We start from the raw sequence: 16,262 nt of genomic DNA on the forward strand, positions 1-16,262 counted from the left end.
CGATCCGGTCAGGAGGCGAGGGGCGTGCCGGCCCCACACCTTCGAATAAAGGGCGAAGGCGCCGTCGCGCCAGCCCCGCTCCGTGCCAGCCCCGCTCAGCGCGAGACGTCGGCGCCGAAATACTTCTGCGAGATCGTCTCGTAGGTGCCGTCGGCCTTCAGCTCGGCCAGGGCCTTGTTGATGGCGGCGACGAGATCGGGATTGTCCTTCTGGACGATGATGCCGGAGGCGGAGGCGTCGTCCTGCGCAGCGACGATCGCCACGGGCGCATCGGGCTTCTGCTTGTGGAAGTCGAGGAAGGACAGATTGTCGTTGATGGTCGCGTCCGCGCGGCCGGTGAGGACCAGCTGGATCGACTGGTCGAAGCCTTCCGTGCCCACCAGCTCGGCGCCCGCGGCTTCCGCGATCTTGCCGTAGTTCGAGGTCAGCGACTGGGCCGCCCGCTTGCCCTTCAGATCGGCGAAGGACTTGATCTCGGCATTGCCCTCCTTGACGATCAGAACGGCCTTGGACACGATGTAGGGATCGGAGAAGTCGAAGCGGGCCTTGCGCTCCTCGGTGATGCCGACCTGGTTGATGACCGCGTCGTAGCGGTTGGCTGCGAGGCCCGCGATCAGCCCGTCCCACTTGCCCTCCACGAAGACCGGCTCGACGCCGAGACGCTTGGCGACCTCGCGGCCGATCTCGACGTCGAACCCGACGAGGGCGCCCGACGGATCGTGGTAGGTGAAGGGTGCATAGGTGCCTTCGGTCCCGATGCGGAAGGTCTTGGCGGCCTGGATATCGGCAAGGCTGCCGGCCGACGCCGCGCCGGCGAGGCCGGCCAGGATCGCAACGGTCGCAAGTGCACGCTTCATCATGTTTCGTCCTTCGGATCCGACGGTCTGGTGGTGCCGTCAAGAATGGGCCCGTCAAGAATGGCCCCGTCAAGAATGGGAAGGCGCGAGGATCATCTCAAGGAACGCATTTCCGTCCTTGCCATGGATCGAGGATGTTCCATCCGGGGCCCGGTTCCGCGCGGACGTCGAGCGGGGGTGGAAACGGTTCGGAGAGCAACATGCGGGAAGGTTGGGGATAGGGCCCCGTCGCCTCGCCGGATCGAGGAACAACCATGACAGGTGGATGACGTCCCGCTTGCACTCGATCGGCGTTCATCGTCCAGTGCGCCGGTCGAGCCATCCGTCGATCGGTGCCCATGTCGTCTCTTCTTCGTGCCCTCGCCATCCTGTCGGTCATGGCGCTGTTCCAGCCGCTTTCGGCTCCCGCCGCGAAGGCTGCGGAGGTGCGTTTCGGTCTCTTCAGCCTCGACGATCGAGATCCCGGGACGATCCGGATGGACGGGACACTGGATGCAGGATCGGCGCTCAACTTCCGCCGCGCCCTCGGCGCCGCGCCCGATGCCCGGAGGCTTGTCCTCGACAGTCCGGGCGGGCTCGTCGCCATGGGCCTTCTGATCGCCGACGACGTCCACAGCCGGAAGATGGCGACCGTCATTCCGGCGGAATCGACCTGCGCCTCGGCCTGCGCCTTCGTCTTCCTGGCGGGCGCCGAGCGCCGTGCCGATGGCCGGTTGGGCGTCCATCAGATCGCGAACGAGGCGGGAGACCTGGAATCGGCCCAGGTTTCCATCGCCGACATCATCGATGTCCTCGACCGGTTCCGAACGCCGGTTCCCGTCCTGACGATCATGTTCAAGACGCCGGCGAACGACATGCACTTCTTTTCCGCGGAGGAAGTCGCGCGCTACGGGATCAACAGGACGGGGTCGGACATCTCGGCCGCCGCGCCCTCCGCGGCGCCGGAGCCGAGCCCCTCTCCCCCGCCCGGCGCTCCGACGGGGCTGCAGGCGCCGGCTGCCGCCGCCCTTGCGTCGCCCGATCTTTCGGAGCTGGAGGCCTATGCAAGCCGCCCCACGCGGATGGCGCTCTATAGCGGCCTCGACTTCAACGGCCAGGATATCGAAGCGACGCGGGTCGGCGAGGCCAGCCTCTGTGCGCGCCGTTGTCTCGAGATCGGCTCGCAGTGCAAGGCGTTCACCTACAATGCCGACACGCGCATCACCCGGGGCCCGAACTGTTTCCTGAAGGCCGGGAGCGGCGCCATGGACGGCAACGCCGTGGCGATCTCGGGTCTCCTGCTCCATCGGGCGGAGAGCGACCCGGCGCCGTTCTCGATGGGCGTCATCGATCCGAACCAGGGCATGATCGAGGATGTCGATCTTCCCGGCCGCGATCTTTCCTCAAAGGCCCACCCGACCGCCAAAACCGGTCCGCAATGCCGGCTCGCCTGCGTCACCAACGATCAATGCCAGGCCTTCACCTTCATCAAGCGCAAGAAGGAATGCTGGTTGAAAGCCAGTATCGGCGAGCCGCGCTACAAGCCGGGCATGGTCAGCGGCGGCAAGACGGTGGCCCATTTCTCGCCGATGTCGGTGATCTCTCTCGAATGAGGCAGAGGGCACAGGTTCATCCGCGTCTCTTTGGGGAGCGAGACAAAGGGGCTCGACAAGAGCCTCTTGCGAGGCGTCCCGCATCGGGATCCAGGTCGGCTATTCAGGTGATCCCAACTATATTCACATCCGTATATTGTATATAATCAATACTATGGCCAAAGGTCATAATTAACAGAGTGTTAACAGGCGCGTAATACAATTGCGTATGAAATGACATTGATTTATTTCGGCATCTGTGCAATAATATTATTCAGTAAATTTCCAGAAGTATCATCAGCAGGGGTGGCGTGGCATTAAGGAAAATTGGTCGACAAGACGTGCGGCTCGGAATGTTCGTCGTTCGATTGGAGGGCGACTGGTTGAGCCATCCCTTCTGGCGGGGCGGTTTTCTACTTTCCAGTCCGTCCGACTTCGAGAAATTGGTGGAGAGTGACGTCGACGGCGTGATCATCGACGACGCCAAGGGTGTCGGCTTCGACCGCGATGCATCCTTCGAGCCGTTGCGTGAGGCGGGACGGAAAAGCATCGGTGCGCCGAGCGCCAAACTCTCGGCGGCCCAGATCCAGCGTCGGCAGGCGCAGGCTATGGTTCAAGCCTGCCGCCGGGCCACCCAGCGATTCTTCGCGGAGGCGAGGATGGGGCGCACGATCGACCGCAAGAGCGCGGAACGGGTCAGCTCCGAGATCGCGAGCGCCCTCGATCAAAATCCGCACGCCCTGTTGAATCTGACACAGCTGAAATCGATCGACAGCTACACGTACCTGCATTCCATTTCCGTGAGCGCGCTCATGATCGGCTTCTGTCGGCACCTGGAGCTCGACGACGAGACCGTGCAGGTGATGGGGCTGGCCGGCCTGATGCACGACATCGGCAAAGTGTCGATCGATCCCGCCATTCTGGTGAAGACCGGCGCCTTGGACAACGAGGAACTGGAAGCCATCCGCCGGCATCCTGCCGCAGGGCATGCCATTCTCGAACGAAGCGACTTTCCGCCCGTCGTGCTCGACGTCGCGCGTCATCACCACGAGAAGATGGACGGGAGCGGCTATCCCGACCGCCTGGGGGCGGACATCAGTTCCCACGCCCGGATCGCCGCCATCTGCGACGTCTTCGATGCCGTGACGTCGGTCCGGCCGTACAAGCGGCCCTGGACGCCCGTCGAGGCGCTGTCGCAGATGGCGCAGTGGAAGGGGCATTTCGACCCCGACTATCTCGGTCGGTTCACCAGCTGGCTCGGATGCGACGCCCTGACCATCGCCGAGCACGGGCGCCCGGACGCCCCCTTCTCGATGAACGGCTATTCCGATCCGTCCATCGCCGTGAAGCCGCGGGGCTAGAGCATCGGACGGTCAATAGGACCCAGTTCTGTTTGCCGTGGCCGCCCGATCCACGCGAAGGGTTGCGACGGCCGTGGCGGGGCCACGGCCTAGCAAGCCGACAAAGTGGGCGGGCGGCCACGACAAACCCGAAGGGCTGGCCCCCTATCGGCCAATTCCAGCGGCGTGCGTCTGCGGCCGTAGCCCCGCTACGGCCTTGCCACCCACCTTGACCTTGGCCGACAAACCCGAAGGGCTGGCCCCCTATCGGCCAATTCCAGCGGCGTGCGTCTGCGGCCGTAGCCCCGCTACGGCCTTGCCACCCACCTTGACCTTGGCCGAGAGGGGGCCAGCAGAACTGGGTCCTATTGACCGTCCGACGCTCTAAGCCTCTGTCCGCTTCGCGGGAAAATCGGTTGCGCGACCCGCAAGAGGCGAGGCGGCCGAGGGAGGCCCCATGCGGGCCGGCAGGGCTACTGTCGGCGGTCGCTGACGCAGCCGAGGCCGGTGTAGGCCTCGCCGCTTTCCGCCTTCCAGGCGCAGGCGCTCTTGGAGCGGATCATCTCGGCCGCGAGGTCCTTGTCCTCGACGAAGCACTGGGCGATGCGGCGCTTGTAGATCTCGCCATTCGCGATGCCGTCGCAGGGCGTGCCTTCGCCGAGGGGAACGCATCGCACGGTCTTGCCGGCGACGAGCGCACTGAGGGCCGTGCTCTCGCGGCGATATCGCGCTTCGCCCACGTCGAGGCTCACCACGCCGCACAGTCGAAGGAAGGTCTCGCCGACGACGAGGCTGTCGCCCTCGATGGCCCGCGCGGGCCCGACGATCTCTTCGGCCGCCGCCGGCAGGCAGGCAAAAAGCACGGCGGCGAGGGCCGCGCGTTTGATGACCATGGACTTCTGCTCCCGGTCACGATCGACCCGCCCTATAGATAGACAGGCCTTCGACCTTGCAATCCCCCGATCGGAGCCGCGGACCGAGCCCCGGTCCGAGGCACGGCGCGGCTTCTCCGGTCGGAACGCCGGCGGATGCTCAAGCGGGGGCCGCTACTTGCCGATCAGGACGGGGACGCAGGTTCCGGTGGGAAACCCGACCGTGCGCTTGGCCCAGGTGGCGTCCGACCCCGCGCCCTTCAGGCGGATGGAATCGAAGGTCGCCTGGCATTCCTCCATCGAGGAGAAGCGCATGGGCACCTGCTCCGTGCCGGAGGAGCCAAACGACAGGTAGAGCAGCACGAACGCCACTTTCATCCAACGACCCTCGCGCCCACGATCAACAGATAGGCTTAGGACTTTCGCACCGGATTTCGCATTCGGCCAGTTGCGAACTCCTGCCACCTCGCCGCACCGTTAACGAACCGCTCGCCTCTCGCGTCAGAGGCTGGCGACGAGCTGCTCGGCCACCAACTGCACAAGGTGGAGCGCCTCGACGGAGAGGAAGCCGGCAAGGGCTATGCATCCCCCAATCAGGCCGCATTGCAGGAGAACGGCGGCTCGAAGGCCGATCGGCCTGGCGGGCCGCTCGCCGAAGCGGGGCGTGCGTCGGAAGGGGGCAAGGACGAGGTTCGCCATCGCCTAGAACTGCCCGTTCATCCAGAGCGCGCCGACGAGATAGACCGCCGTCGCGGCATAGGGGGCAAGGTGGCGAGCGAAGTCCGGCATGCATGAGATCCTTAACAATTCGTTAAGAACTTAGCTCAAACGGTCGGAATCGGGAACCCGTGATCTCCTGTCCCGCAGGGTATCGGCGGCGAATGCGCCTATGGTGCGGGGTTCGCGTTTCGCTGATCGATCCAGGCCCGCGTCCGCTTCAGCATCTCGTCGGAGAGCGTCGGATCGTCGACGGCGCGGGCGAGGATCATCGCGCCGACCATGGCCGCCCAGCTGCCCATGGCGGCCGTGCGCGGATCGGTTCCCTCCGGCGCGGGAATGACCGCGGCCAGCCGCTCGATCTGGCTCTTGAGGCCGTTCGTCATGGCGCTGCGAGCCTCGGGCGACTGGTGGTGAAGGAGGCCGGCGAAGCCGGCGCTCGAACAGCCCGTCGCCGCGCGGTCGCGATGATGGGGCGACAGATAGGTGTCCATCCAGGCATCGACGTCGCCGGGCTCGCCGGCGGACCCCGCCGTCAGCGAATGCGCGACGGCCTGAGCGATCAGGTCGTCCTTGGAGGCGAAGTGGCCGTAGAAGCCGCCATGCGTCATCCCCGCCGCCTTCATCACCTCGGAGACCGTGACCACCTCGAAGCCGCGGTCGCGGAACAGGCGGCCGGCGGCGTCGAGGATGCGGATGCGGTTCTCGGCCATTTGCTCGCGACTGACCTTCATTTTCAGATTCTCCAGCGCCACCGTTGACTTTCATGATGGCTATCATATTTAGACTATCATGATGTCCATCATCAATATGGGCGTTCGTTAGAAGAGGGCAATCCCCATGGGTCTTTCCACCGTTCTCATCACCGGCGCCTCCACAGGCATCGGCGCGACCTATGCCGATCGCTTCGCGCGAAGGGGCCACGACCTCGTCCTCGTCGCGCGGGATGCGGGGCGGATGGCCAAGCTCGCCGCCCGCCTGACGGAGGAGACGGGCGTGGAGATCGACATCCTGCCGGCCGATCTCACCGTCGAGAAGGAGATCGAGGCGGTCGAGGCGCGGCTGCGCGACGACGCCTCGATCCGGATCCTCGTCAACAATGCCGGGGCCGGACTCGGTGGGAGCTTCACCGATCAGTCCACGACCGCCATGGCGAACCTCGTCGCGCTCAACACGAACGCGGTCGTCCGCCTGGCCGGCGCGATCGCGCCCCGCCTCGCAGAGGCCGGGGAGGGGGCGATCGTCAATATCGGCTCGGTGGTCGGACTTGCGCCCGAGTTCAACATGACCGTCTATGGCGCGACCAAGGCCTTCGTCCTCTTCCTGTCGCAGGGGCTCGCCCTCGAGCTCGGTCCCCGGGGCGTCCATGTCCAGGCCGTGCTGCCCGCCGCCACGCTGACGGAACTGTGGGGACGCGCGGGCGCCGACGAAGCCTCGCTGCCGCCGATGATGGATGTGAACGAGCTCGTCGACGCCGCGCTGGTCGGCTTCGACCGCCGCGAAAGCGTGACCATCCCGACCCTGCACGAGGGCGAGCTGTGGGAGAGCTTCGACGCCGCCCGCAAGGCCATGGTGCCGCGCTTCCGGCAGCTGAAGCGCGCCGACCGCTACACGGCCGCCTGACCCGGCCGACGACAGGAACGACCCGAGCCGCCGCGTCCGCGGAAGGCTCGAGCCGTCATCACGACACCCGCCGCATCGATCCCCGTTCGGGGTGTCGATCGAGCCACGACCAGCGGAGCCCGCGTCCCATGAAGGCCTATTTCCTCGATGCCTATCGCAAGGGCGCCGCGCTGCGCCTCGGCGACATGCCGGAGCCGGCGGTCGGACCCGACGACGTCCTGATCGAGATCCACGCGGCCGGCCTCAACGTGCTGGACTCGAAGATCCGCAGCGGCGAGTTCAAGCTCCTCCTGCCCTACAAGCCGCCCTTCGTCCTCGGCCACGACCTTGCCGGCATCGTGACCCGGGTCGGCGCGAATGTCAGACGCTTCCAGGTCGGCGACGCCGTCTATGCGCGGCCCCGCGACGGACGGATCGGCGCCTTCGCGGACCATCTCGCCGTGAACGAGGCGGATGTCGCCAAGAAGCCCACCAATCTCTCGATGGAGGAGGCGGCCTCCCTGCCGCTCGTCGGCCTGACCGCCTGGCAGGCGCTGGTGGAGCGCGCGAGGGTCGGGCGGGGTCAGAAGGTGCTGATCCATGCCGGTTCGGGCGGCGTCGGCACCTTCGCCATCCAGCTCGCCCGTCATCTCGGCGCCCATGTCGCGACGACGGCCGGCACGAGCAATCTCGCCCTGGTGCGCGATCTGGGGGCCGAAACGGTCGTGGACTACAGGAAGGAGGATTTCTCCGAGGTCCTGTCCGGCTACGACGTCGCCGTCAACAGCCTCGACGGCAAGACGCTGGCAAAGTCGGTGAAGGTTCTGAAGCCGGGCGGCCAGCTGATCTCGATCTCCGGTCCGCCCGATCCCGCCTTCGCCAAGGAGGCCGGCGTCGGCTGGCCCGTGCGCCAGGTGATGAGGCTTCTCAGCCTCGGCATCCGCCGCAAGGCCAAGCGGCAGGGCGTCGGCTATTCCTTCCTCTTCATGCGCGCGAACGGCAAGCAGCTGGAGGAGATCACGACGCTGATCGAAAGCGGAGCCATCCGCCCCGTCATCGACGGGGTCTTCCCCTTCGAGAAGCTCAACGAGGCGCTGGACTACCTCGATACCGGCCGCGCGAAGGGCAAGGTCGTCGTCAAGCTGCGCTGACGGCGTCCCCTCGCACACGCCGCCGCCACGGACGTGCCGGCCGGCGCGGTCCCCCGATTGCAACGAAAGGCAGATGCCATGACGAACCCCAAACTCACGGCCGCTTCAGGTCCCTGGACAGAGACGCCGACCCGCTTCGTCGAGGCGGCGGGCGTCCGGTTCGCCTATCGCCGGCTCGGCCCGGCCGAGGGCGTGCCGATCGTGCTGCTCAACCATTGGGGCGCCAATCTCGACAATTTCGATCCGCGGATCGTGGACGGGCTGGCGGCGCATCGGCCGGTCTATGCGCTGAACTACCGCGGGGTCGGCGCATCCGGCGGCACGGCGCCGCTGACCATCCGGGCGATGGCCGCCGACATCGTCGCGGTCCTGCGCGCGCTCGGCCTCCGGCAGGTCGATCTCATCGGCTTCTCGCTCGGCGGCTTCGTCGCGCAGGAGGTCGTGCTCGCCGCGCCGGACCTCATCCGCAGGGTCGTCCTGGCCGGCACCGGGCCGGCCGGCGGCGACGGGATCGAGAAGGTCGGGCCGGTGTCCTGGCCGCTGATCCTCAAGGGCCTCGCGACGTTCAAGGACCCCAAGACCTATCTCTTCTTCACCTCCACGAGGAACGGGCGCCAAGCGGCCGCGGCCTTCATCGCCCGGCTGAAGGAGCGCCGAGCCGACCGCGACAAGGCCGTCACGCCGCGGGTCTTCCTGCGCCAGCTGAAGGCGATCGGTGCCTGGGGACGGCAGGCGCCCCAGGACCTTTCCAAGATCGTCAGCCCCGTTCTCGTGGCCAATGGCGATCACGACATCATGGTGCCGACCGAGAACTCGCGGGATCTGGCAAGGCGCATTCCCGGCGCCGAGCTCGTTCTCTATCCCGACGCCGGCCATGGCGGCATCTTCCAGTATCACGGGCCGTTTCTCGAGCGCGCCACGGCGTTCCTGGCAGACTGAACCGGGCGGTGCGGGCCTTTTCGAAGGCCCGCCGGGTGTTGTCGAGCCGACGCGACGAGGGCGCTTTCATGGATATCGTTCGAAACAACGCGGCCGGTCTGTCCGGCATCGAGCAGCTGCGGGCGATCGTGGCGGCCGACACGCCGCCTCCGATCAACGCGACCCTCGGCTTCGCCCTCGTCGAGCTGGAGGAGGGCCGCGTCGTGTTCGAAGGCCATCCGGGCCGCAGCGTCTACAATCCGATCGGATCGGTGCATGGCGGCTATGCCGCGACGCTGCTCGACAGCGCCTGCGGCTGCGCGGTCCATTCGCGGCTGAGCCCCGAACAGGGCTACACGACGCTGGAGCTGAAGGTCGCCTATCACCGGCCGCTGACCGAGGAGAGCGGCCCCGTCCGGGCGGAGGGCCGCATCGTGTCGATGGGCCGGCGCACCGCCTTCGCGGAGGGCCGGCTGACCGACCGTCACGGCCGCCTCTGTGCGACCGCGACGTCGACCCTCCTGGTCTTCCCGGTCGAGCGCCCGCCCGCCGCGTCCTGATCCCGCTCGGCCCCGATCAGAACTTGCCGTTCGCGTTCTTCCAGTCCGACTGTTCCGGGATGGTCTCGATCGTGTCCCAATGCTCGGCGATCTTGCCGTTCTCGACCCGGAACAGGTCGTAGAAGGACGTATGTTTGCCGGCAAAGCTGCCTTCGGACACGGTGAGGACGAAGTTGCCTTCGCCGAGCACCTTGTGGATGCGGTCGTACTTCATCGTGACGCCGGCCTTGGCCATCGCCTGAAGCGCCGCGCCGAGCCCGGAAAGGCCGTCGGCGATCTGCGGATTGTGCTGGATGTAGCTGTCGCCGTCGAAATAGCCGGCGAGCTTGTCCATCTTGCCGTCGATGAGAATGTCGGTGACGAGCCCCTTCACCAGCGCCTTGTTGGCGGCGGTCTCGCCGAGATCCACGGCCTTCGTCGGGCCGTCGGTCATCGTGTGCCCGCTGGGATTGGGGCCGGCCGTTTCCTGCAGATTGTCCCAATGCTCGACGATCCGGCCGTTCGCGAAGCGGAAGATGTCGAAGCCGACCTTCGGGCCGAAGAAGTCGTAGTCCGTGTGCGCGAAGACGAAGTCGCCGTCCTGGAACACCCGGACGGTCTCGACGCGCGCGGACCCTTTGGGGAGCGCGGCGAGGAGTTCGCCGAAGCCCTTCAACCCGTCGGCGGCGGCAAGATTGTGCTGGATATACGTGTCGGGATCGATGACCGAGACCGGCGCGCTCTCACCCGTCTCGATCGCCTTCAGAAGCGCCGTGACCTTCTGCTTGTTCGTCTCCGGCGTTCCCGTCTCGGCGGACGCGGCTGCGAGGACGGGCTGCGCGAAGACCGCGAGGGTCATGGCGGCGGCGGTCAGGAGACGGCGGCGGTCGATCGCTTGCATTTTCTGTATCCATTCTGGTGACACTTTAAGTGTACGTGCCATGAATACAGATGTGTGTAAAGGCCCCTCCCGCCGCCCAAGGCGCCGTTACGGGACGACCCGGTTCGCCTCGGCGACGCCCGCCGCCATGTCCTTGATGGTGGTGCGCGCCAGTTCCTCGCGCAACGCGACTTCGGCGGCCGTGAGGCGGGTTTTCAGGACGCCCGAGATGCTGCGGCCCACCTCGCAGCGCTGGCTCGTGTCCTCGTGAACCGGCAGCAGCGCGTCGCCCTCCTCGTTCACCGAGTCGTAGATGTCGAGCAGGCTGATCGTCTCGCCCGGCCGGGCGAGCAGTGCCCCGCCGCCGGCTCCGAGCTGCGAGGTCGTGAGCCCCGCCCTTGCGAGCTGGGCGAGAAGGCGCCGGATGAAGGACGGGTTGGTGTTGACGCTCAAGGCGATGAGGTCGGACGTCGCCGCCTTCCCGTTCTGCGTCTCCAGGAACGTGAGGATATGGGTGGCAACGGCCAGACGCGTGTTCATGTCGAGTTCGCTCGGGAAAAATCTGTATCCATTCTAGGCTCAGAGCCGTGCGCGCGCAATGGACGGGCTTGCGCGGCCGCTTCGCCGGGCTCGCGCAAATGTCCGTGCGGCTCGTTCGGACGGCTCGCCTTCCTCGGCGATCCGACCGGCTCTCCCGTCCGCGCCAGTCGTGATGTTGACGACACTATATATTTCATATAGTGATTGGCCGTGGTCCTCGGATGAGGACGCGGCGGACGACCGAGCCGGTGATTTGCAGGACAAGCCATGACTGAAAGCCATCTGACGGCCCCGACCCGGTTTCTGGAGCGCGACGGTGCGCGCTTCGCCTATCGCCGCTGGGGCCAGGCCGATGCAGGGCAGCCGCCGCTGCTCCTTCTTCAGCATTTCCGGGGCGGCATGGATCACTGGGACCCGTTGATGACGGATGGTCTGGCCGAGGGCCGGGAGGTGATCCTCTACAACGGGCGGGGCATTGCCTCCTCGACCGGCACGCCGCGCAACCGGATCGAGGACATGGCCGACGACGCGGCCGCCTTCGTCCGGGCGCTCGGGCTGGAGACGATCGACGTGCTCGGCTTCTCGCTCGGCGGGTTCCAGGCGCTGGACCTGACCGTTCGCCATCCGGACCTCGTGCGCAAGCTGATGCTGCTCGGCACCGGCCCGCGCGGCGGCGATCCCGACTTCGAGCCCGGTGTCCTGGAGACGGCGCCGCGTCCGGTCCCGGTCTTCGAGGACTTCGCCTATCTGTTCTTCGGCCGGTCCGAGACCGCCGTCGCGGCCGCCCGCGCCTTCTGGGAGCGGCGCCACCAGCGCGTCGACCAGGACCCGCCGGCCGCGCAAGCCGTGACCGCCGCGCAGATGGAGGCAAATCTCTATTACCTGCCGCCCGTGTCCGAGGAAGATCCGTTCGCCTATCTGCGCGCCATCCGCCAGCCGACGTTCATCCTGAACGGGGTGCACGACGTGATGATCCCGACCGTCAACTCCTTCTACATGGCCCGCAACATTCCGAACGCGCAGCTCTTCATCTATCCCGACTGCGGCCACGGCGCCCAATTCCAGTGCCCGGACCGTTTTCTCCATCACGTCGGCCGCTTCCTGAGCGAGTGATCGAACCCGCCGCCCGACAGATCGAAGGAAAGGCCGTTCCCATGCTGAAGTTCAAGTTCCTGCTCCTGACACTTGCGCTGCTTCTGAAGCGCAAGGTCCGCTCCGATCCGGCCGCCGCCCGCTTTATCGCGGGCAAGACGCTGACCCTGCGCATCGAGACGCGATCGGGCGAGGGGCGGACCTTCGCGATCCGCAACGGCCGCGTCTCCTCGCGCGCCAAGCCGCTCGGCACGCCCGCCTTCACGCTGACCTTCAAGGACGGCGCGACCGGCTTCTCGGTCCTCTCGGCCAAGGACAGCCAGGGCGCGTTTCTCGCCGCGCTCGGGCGAAAGGATCTGGTGGTCTCCGGCAGCGTGCTCGACGCGATGTGGTTTCAGGGGCTGACCGGCTTTCTGCAGCCCCCCGCAAGCGTTGCGCCCCGCGACCGCACCGTCTTCGGCGAGGCGTCGTGAGCGCCGCGCCGACCAAGACCTACGGCCAGCTCTGCCCGATCGCGCGCGCCCTCGATCTTCTCGGCGAGCGATGGACGCTGCTGGTGATCCGCGAGCTTCTCCTCGGCCCCAAACGCTTCAAGGACCTGCTCGCCGTTCTGCCGGCGATGGGCACCAACCGCCTGTCGGACCGGCTGAAGGCGCTGACGGAGAACGGCATCGTGCGCCCGGTGCAGCCGTCGGGGCCGGCCTATGAGCTGACGGAGCTCGGCGAAGGGCTGCGCAAGCCGCTGCTCGGGCTCGGGCTCTGGGGGCTGCAACTGCCCGTGGACGAGCGGATCGATCCGTCGACGTCGCGGGCCGAGCTGATCGCGCTGAGCCTCGCCGGAGCGAGCGATCCCGCCGCGAGCGCGGGCCTGCGGGCCTTCTACGAGTTCCATGTCGGGTCGGACGTCTTCCATGTCCGGGTCGACGACGGCGAGGTGCTGGCCCGTTCGGGCCCGGTGCCCGAGCGGGCCGACATCGTCGTCGGCTGCGATCTCGCCACGTTCATGGCGCTGGCGCTGCGTCGGCTGACGCCCTCGGCCGCGCTCGACGAGGGGCGCGCGCGCCTTCTCGAAGGGCAGCGGGAGGCGTTTCTGCAGGCGTTCGACGTGCTGGAATACAGGCCGTAGGGCTTCGCGGCCGCGGCCGGAGCGAGAGGCTGCGGGGATCGACGACCGGATCGGCCGTATCCGCGCCACCACACAAAGGAGACGGAAATCCATGAACGCGATGCCCCAGGACATACCCGCGACCCATCTCCTGAACCAGCCTTTGGTGCTGAAGAACGGTCTCGTTCTGCGCAACCGGCTCGCCAAGGCGGCGATGAGCGAGACGCTCGGCACCGACGACAACCGCCCTCTCCCCGATCTCGTCCAGCTCTACCGGCGCTGGGCCGCCTCCGGCCTCGGGCTGATCGTCACCGGCAACGTGATGATCGACCGCCGGGCGCTGGGCGAGCCGGGCAATGTCGCGATCGAGGACGAGGCGGACCTGCCGCTTCTGCGCGAGTGGGCGCAGGCGGCCACCGCCGAGGGCGCGGCGATCTTCGTTCAGCTCAACCATCCCGGCAAGCAGTCCTCCAAGGGGCTGAACGCCTACAATATCGCGCCCTCCGCCGTGCCGTTCCGGGAGGACATGGCGGCCTTCTTCGCCACACCGCGCGAGGCGACCGAGGCCGAGATCCTCGACATCGTGGCGCGTTTCGGGCGCAGCGCCGCCATCTGCCGGAAGGCGGGCTTCAGCGGCGTCGAGATCCACGGCGCGCATGGCTATCTCGTCAACCAGTTCCTCTCCCCGCATCACAACCGCCGCACCGACCGATGGGGCGGCAGCGCGGAGAACCGCCGCCGCTTCGTCCTGTCGGTCTATCACGAGATCCGCCGGCAGGTCGGGCCCGACTTCCCGGTCGCCATCAAGCTGAACTCGGCCGACTTCCAGCGCGGCGGGTTCACGCAGGAGGAGTCGATGGACACGATCCGGGCTCTGGCCGAGGCGGGCGTGGACCTGATCGAGATTTCCGGCGGCACCTACGAGGCGCCCGCGATGAGCGGCGGGACCGAGGAGCAGAAGCGGCCCTCGACGCTCGCCCGCGAGGCCTACTTCCTCGACTTCGCCGAAAAGGTCCGCGCGAGCGTGGACGTGCCGCTGATGGTCACCGGCGGCTTTCGCACCGCTGCCGGCATGAACGCGGCCCTTGGCTCGGGCGGGCTCGACGTCGTCGGCCTCGCGCGCCTTCTCGCCATCGACCCCGACGCGGCCTCCGGCCTTCTGGCGGGCCGCGACAGCCGGGAGATGGTCCGCCCGATCGTCACCGGCATCAAGGCGGTCGATCGCCTGGGGCTCATGGAGGTCCTCTGGTACACCGCGCAGATCAAGCGCATCGCGAGGGGCCGAGATCCCAGACCCCGCGAGAGCGGGCTCTGGTCCTTCCTGAAGTCGGCCGCCCGAAGCGGCTGGGCCACCTACCGCACCCGCCGCGCCCGCGCACGGGACTGACGGGTGCCGGGGGGGGGGCCGTCTGGGCGCTGCCGGCTGGCGAGAGCGGCGTTCGCGGTCAGCTTTCGCTCCGCCCCGCAAGGACGGCCGCGAGGATGAACGAGGCTCCGAGAAGCATGATGATCGTTGGAACCTCGCCCAGCCAGACATAGGCGCCGAACAGGCCGAAGACCGGGACCAGCGTGAGCCACAGCCCCGCGGCCCCCGCGGACAGATGACGAAGACCGATCAGGTAGAGCCAGAACGCGGCCGCATATTGCACCACGCCGGAGAGGGCGGCGTAGACGATCACCCGAGGGGGCATGTCGGTGATCGAAACGGGGTCGGCCGTCGCCAGGCGCTCCACGGCATAAAGCGCGAGAGCAAAGGCCAACCCGACAAGCTGTTGCGAGGAAGCCAGGGTCGCTGGCGGAAAGTCGCCGGCGACGCGAGCCGACAGGACGACGTAAGTGGCCGCGAACAAGGTCGCCAGAACGATGAGTCCGTCTCCGAGCCGTTCGGAATCCCCTGCGTCGAGGTCGCCGACGCCCGAAACCATCAGGACGCCCACCACCGCAAGAGCGATACACACGAGCAACCTTCGCGAAGGGCGCTGGCTGAAAAGAATCCACGACATGAGGACGATCAGAACCGGTTCGCTGGCGCTGATAACGGAGGCCTTGCCCGCCGTCGTCAGCGAAAGGCCCGCAAGGCCGACCGCATAGGTGAGGCCGGGCTCCAGAAGCCCGATGGCGGCCGCGCGGCCGATCCCCTTGCCTTCGTACCGGTGGGGGAAATTCGGAGCCGCCATGACGAGCAGAGCCGCGACGCTCGCCGTCAACTGGATCACCAGCAGGGTCGTCGGCGGCATGGCGTCGAGGAGATTTCGCGACATCACGGTGGCAAAGCCCCAGCAAGCGGCCGACGCGATCATGGCCAGGGTCGCGACGAGTTTGGCTCGGCTCGGACGGTCTGCCGTGAGGCTCATGTTCTCTTCGCTCATCCCGTCAGTTCCGCCCAGCGTTCTTCCACCGGGCAGCCGCTGGGAACGCATTCCCCCTCATTGCACATCCGGCAGAAGCGGTAGCTCTGGCCCTTGTCGGTCAGGACGCTCTTCAGCATCTTGCTCGCCAGCGCTTCGAGCATCTCCGTTTCGTCCTGCGACAGGCCGGCTGCCGCCTGACGCAGGACCCTGTCGCGATGCTTGAGCGCGATCAGACGCCGTCTTCGGCCTTCCGGCGTAAGCTCCAGGCTGACGAGGCGGTGGGTCGCTCCGGCTTTTCGAACCAGGAGGCCGTCCGCCTCCAGTCGGTCGACGACGCGGACGCAGCCGCTGTGGGACATGTCGAGCGCTGCGGCCACCTGCCCGACCGAAAGCCCGGGGTGAGCGCCCAGCATGACGATCGCCGCACCCGCCTCTCCCGACGTTCCGATCGTTTCGTTCACCGCCGCTCGGATCTCGTCACCGAGAACCAGAGACAGCGCACCGAGAACGTTCACAGCCTTGCTCATACGACAAGTCTACATATGCGATCCGCATATGTAAAACACGAAGACCCATCGCCGCTTTGGCTAGTAGCCGATATCCCTAGAATGCATGACGCATATGTGGGATCGTGGATCGTCTCATCGGAGGCCCGGCACGCCCCGGCACGTCGCCGGACCGCGCTTGGGCCGACATCATCGCCGTACCGCAGCCGAAGCCGGCTTGG

At 67.1% G+C, this 16,262-nt stretch carries 19 protein-coding genes; 10 read left to right on the forward strand and 9 right to left on the reverse strand.

Annotated elements, in window-relative coordinates; translation table 11 throughout:
- Nucleotides 1-95: 95 nt before the first annotated feature.
- The gene (locus ASG62_RS06645; RefSeq protein WP_056695656.1) at nucleotides 96-857 is read right to left on the reverse strand and encodes an amino acid ABC transporter substrate-binding protein; all 762 of its coding nucleotides are present in this window, start codon (nucleotides 855-857) and stop codon (nucleotides 96-98) included.
- Between the two features lie 338 nt (nucleotides 858-1,195).
- On the opposite strand from ASG62_RS06645, the gene ASG62_RS06650 reads away from it, so the two are divergent.
- Nucleotides 1,196-2,449: a PAN domain-containing protein gene (locus tag ASG62_RS06650; protein ID WP_244487599.1), complete on the forward strand. Its 1,254-nt coding sequence runs from the start codon at nucleotides 1,196-1,198 to the stop codon at nucleotides 2,447-2,449.
- A 290-nt stretch (nucleotides 2,450-2,739) separates the two neighbouring features.
- Nucleotides 2,740-3,789 carry an HD-GYP domain-containing protein gene (locus ASG62_RS06655; protein WP_274532606.1) on the forward strand — a complete coding sequence of 350 codons (1,050 nt, stop codon included), beginning with the start codon at nucleotides 2,740-2,742 and terminating at the stop codon, nucleotides 3,787-3,789.
- A 452-nt stretch (nucleotides 3,790-4,241) separates the two neighbouring features.
- Here ASG62_RS06655 and ASG62_RS06660 read toward each other — a convergent pair whose 3' ends face one another.
- The 4 genes from ASG62_RS06660 to ASG62_RS06675 form a co-directional block, all read right to left on the reverse strand.
- Nucleotides 4,242-4,661, reverse strand: a complete 420-nt coding sequence (locus ASG62_RS06660) for a thermonuclease family protein (RefSeq protein ID WP_056695480.1) — start codon at nucleotides 4,659-4,661, stop codon at nucleotides 4,242-4,244.
- Between the two features lie 153 nt (nucleotides 4,662-4,814).
- A complete protein-coding gene (locus ASG62_RS06665) occupies nucleotides 4,815-5,018 on the reverse strand; it encodes a hypothetical protein (protein WP_056695482.1) in 204 nt (67 codons plus the stop codon).
- Between the two features lie 123 nt (nucleotides 5,019-5,141).
- On the reverse strand, nucleotides 5,142-5,339 hold the full coding sequence (locus ASG62_RS06670; protein WP_056695484.1) for a hypothetical protein: 198 nt from the start codon (nucleotides 5,337-5,339) through the stop codon (nucleotides 5,142-5,144).
- Between the two features lie 188 nt (nucleotides 5,340-5,527).
- Nucleotides 5,528-6,091, reverse strand: coding sequence for a TetR/AcrR family transcriptional regulator (locus ASG62_RS06675; protein WP_056695660.1), 564 nt, complete (start codon nucleotides 6,089-6,091; stop codon nucleotides 5,528-5,530).
- Nucleotides 6,092-6,197: 106 nt separating this feature from the next.
- Between ASG62_RS06675 and ASG62_RS06680 the strand changes: the two genes are divergently transcribed.
- The 4 genes from ASG62_RS06680 (at nucleotide 6,198) to ASG62_RS06695 (ending at nucleotide 9,588) form a co-directional block, all read left to right on the forward strand.
- On the forward strand, nucleotides 6,198-6,980 hold the full coding sequence (locus ASG62_RS06680) for an SDR family NAD(P)-dependent oxidoreductase (RefSeq protein ID WP_056695486.1): 783 nt from the start codon (nucleotides 6,198-6,200) through the stop codon (nucleotides 6,978-6,980).
- A gap of 128 nt (nucleotides 6,981-7,108) precedes the next feature.
- On the forward strand, nucleotides 7,109-8,110 hold the full coding sequence (locus ASG62_RS06685; protein ID WP_056695487.1) for an NADP-dependent oxidoreductase: 1,002 nt from the start codon (nucleotides 7,109-7,111) through the stop codon (nucleotides 8,108-8,110).
- 78 nt (nucleotides 8,111-8,188) lie between these two features.
- Nucleotides 8,189-9,049, forward strand: coding sequence for an alpha/beta fold hydrolase (locus ASG62_RS06690; RefSeq protein WP_056695489.1), 861 nt, complete (start codon nucleotides 8,189-8,191; stop codon nucleotides 9,047-9,049).
- A gap of 68 nt (nucleotides 9,050-9,117) precedes the next feature.
- Nucleotides 9,118-9,588, forward strand: a complete 471-nt coding sequence (locus tag ASG62_RS06695; protein WP_056695663.1) for a PaaI family thioesterase — start codon at nucleotides 9,118-9,120, stop codon at nucleotides 9,586-9,588.
- Nucleotides 9,589-9,604: 16 nt separating this feature from the next.
- Here the strand turns inward: ASG62_RS06695 and ASG62_RS06700 are convergent, their stop codons facing one another.
- Nucleotides 9,605-10,468 carry a nuclear transport factor 2 family protein gene (locus tag ASG62_RS06700; RefSeq protein WP_082537275.1) on the reverse strand — a complete coding sequence of 288 codons (864 nt, stop codon included), beginning with the start codon at nucleotides 10,466-10,468 and terminating at the stop codon, nucleotides 9,605-9,607.
- A gap of 87 nt (nucleotides 10,469-10,555) precedes the next feature.
- Nucleotides 10,556-10,987 carry an Rrf2 family transcriptional regulator gene (locus ASG62_RS06705; protein ID WP_056695491.1) on the reverse strand — a complete coding sequence of 144 codons (432 nt, stop codon included), beginning with the start codon at nucleotides 10,985-10,987 and terminating at the stop codon, nucleotides 10,556-10,558.
- A gap of 267 nt (nucleotides 10,988-11,254) precedes the next feature.
- Here ASG62_RS06705 and ASG62_RS06710 point away from each other — a divergent pair, with 267 nt between their 5' ends.
- From ASG62_RS06710 to ASG62_RS06725, 4 genes are all read left to right on the forward strand, one after another.
- On the forward strand, nucleotides 11,255-12,100 hold the full coding sequence (locus ASG62_RS06710; RefSeq protein ID WP_056695494.1) for an alpha/beta fold hydrolase: 846 nt from the start codon (nucleotides 11,255-11,257) through the stop codon (nucleotides 12,098-12,100).
- A 41-nt stretch (nucleotides 12,101-12,141) separates the two neighbouring features.
- A complete protein-coding gene (locus ASG62_RS06715) occupies nucleotides 12,142-12,552 on the forward strand; it encodes a hypothetical protein (RefSeq protein WP_056695669.1) in 411 nt (136 codons plus the stop codon).
- Nucleotides 12,549-13,205 (forward strand): winged helix-turn-helix transcriptional regulator, encoded by a 657-nt coding sequence (locus ASG62_RS06720; RefSeq protein ID WP_200944708.1) that lies wholly within the window; start codon nucleotides 12,549-12,551, stop codon nucleotides 13,203-13,205. The genes ASG62_RS06715 and ASG62_RS06720 overlap by 4 nt, the downstream gene beginning before the upstream one ends.
- 91 nt (nucleotides 13,206-13,296) lie before the next feature.
- Nucleotides 13,297-14,571, forward strand: coding sequence for an NADH:flavin oxidoreductase/NADH oxidase family protein (locus tag ASG62_RS06725; RefSeq protein ID WP_200944710.1), 1,275 nt, complete (start codon nucleotides 13,297-13,299; stop codon nucleotides 14,569-14,571).
- Between the two features lie 58 nt (nucleotides 14,572-14,629).
- On the opposite strand, the gene ASG62_RS06730 is transcribed toward ASG62_RS06725, so the two are convergent.
- Both ASG62_RS06730 and ASG62_RS06735 read right to left on the reverse strand, forming a co-directional pair.
- A complete protein-coding gene (locus tag ASG62_RS06730) occupies nucleotides 14,630-15,538 on the reverse strand; it encodes a DMT family transporter (RefSeq protein WP_082537282.1) in 909 nt (302 codons plus the stop codon).
- An 11-nt stretch (nucleotides 15,539-15,549) separates the two neighbouring features.
- On the reverse strand, nucleotides 15,550-16,062 hold the full coding sequence (locus tag ASG62_RS06735; protein WP_056695496.1) for a MarR family winged helix-turn-helix transcriptional regulator: 513 nt from the start codon (nucleotides 16,060-16,062) through the stop codon (nucleotides 15,550-15,552).
- Nucleotides 16,063-16,262 lie beyond the last annotated feature (200 nt).

This window comes from Aureimonas sp. Leaf427, assembly GCF_001425485.1.
Taxonomy (GTDB): domain Bacteria; phylum Pseudomonadota; class Alphaproteobacteria; order Rhizobiales; family Rhizobiaceae; genus Plantimonas.

Excerpts from the sequence above, each read along its gene's own strand:
- ASG62_RS06645 (WP_056695656.1), bottom strand. The coding sequence starts at position 857 with ATGAAGCGTGCACTTGCGACCGTTGCGATCCTGGCCGGCCTCGCCGGC.
- ASG62_RS06650 (WP_244487599.1), top strand. The coding sequence starts at position 1,196 with ATGTCGTCTCTTCTTCGTGCCCTCGCCATCCTGTCGGTCATGGCGCTG.
- ASG62_RS06660 (WP_056695480.1), bottom strand. The coding sequence starts at position 4,661 with ATGGTCATCAAACGCGCGGCCCTCGCCGCCGTGCTTTTTGCCTGCCTG.
- ASG62_RS06665 (WP_056695482.1), bottom strand. The coding sequence starts at position 5,018 with ATGAAAGTGGCGTTCGTGCTGCTCTACCTGTCGTTTGGCTCCTCCGGC.
- ASG62_RS06670 (WP_056695484.1), bottom strand. The coding sequence starts at position 5,339 with ATGGCGAACCTCGTCCTTGCCCCCTTCCGACGCACGCCCCGCTTCGGC.
- ASG62_RS06675 (WP_056695660.1), bottom strand. The coding sequence starts at position 6,091 with ATGAAGGTCAGTCGCGAGCAAATGGCCGAGAACCGCATCCGCATCCTC.
- ASG62_RS06680 (WP_056695486.1), top strand. The coding sequence starts at position 6,198 with ATGGGTCTTTCCACCGTTCTCATCACCGGCGCCTCCACAGGCATCGGC.
- ASG62_RS06685 (WP_056695487.1), top strand. The coding sequence starts at position 7,109 with ATGAAGGCCTATTTCCTCGATGCCTATCGCAAGGGCGCCGCGCTGCGC.
- ASG62_RS06690 (WP_056695489.1), top strand. The coding sequence starts at position 8,189 with ATGACGAACCCCAAACTCACGGCCGCTTCAGGTCCCTGGACAGAGACG.
- ASG62_RS06695 (WP_056695663.1), top strand. The coding sequence starts at position 9,118 with ATGGATATCGTTCGAAACAACGCGGCCGGTCTGTCCGGCATCGAGCAG.
- ASG62_RS06700 (WP_082537275.1), bottom strand. The coding sequence starts at position 10,468 with ATGCAAGCGATCGACCGCCGCCGTCTCCTGACCGCCGCCGCCATGACC.
- ASG62_RS06705 (WP_056695491.1), bottom strand. The coding sequence starts at position 10,987 with ATGAACACGCGTCTGGCCGTTGCCACCCATATCCTCACGTTCCTGGAG.
- ASG62_RS06710 (WP_056695494.1), top strand. The coding sequence starts at position 11,255 with ATGACTGAAAGCCATCTGACGGCCCCGACCCGGTTTCTGGAGCGCGAC.
- ASG62_RS06715 (WP_056695669.1), top strand. The coding sequence starts at position 12,142 with ATGCTGAAGTTCAAGTTCCTGCTCCTGACACTTGCGCTGCTTCTGAAG.
- ASG62_RS06725 (WP_200944710.1), top strand. The coding sequence starts at position 13,297 with ATGAACGCGATGCCCCAGGACATACCCGCGACCCATCTCCTGAACCAG.
- ASG62_RS06730 (WP_082537282.1), bottom strand. The coding sequence starts at position 15,538 with ATGAGCCTCACGGCAGACCGTCCGAGCCGAGCCAAACTCGTCGCGACC.
- ASG62_RS06735 (WP_056695496.1), bottom strand. The coding sequence starts at position 16,062 with ATGAGCAAGGCTGTGAACGTTCTCGGTGCGCTGTCTCTGGTTCTCGGT.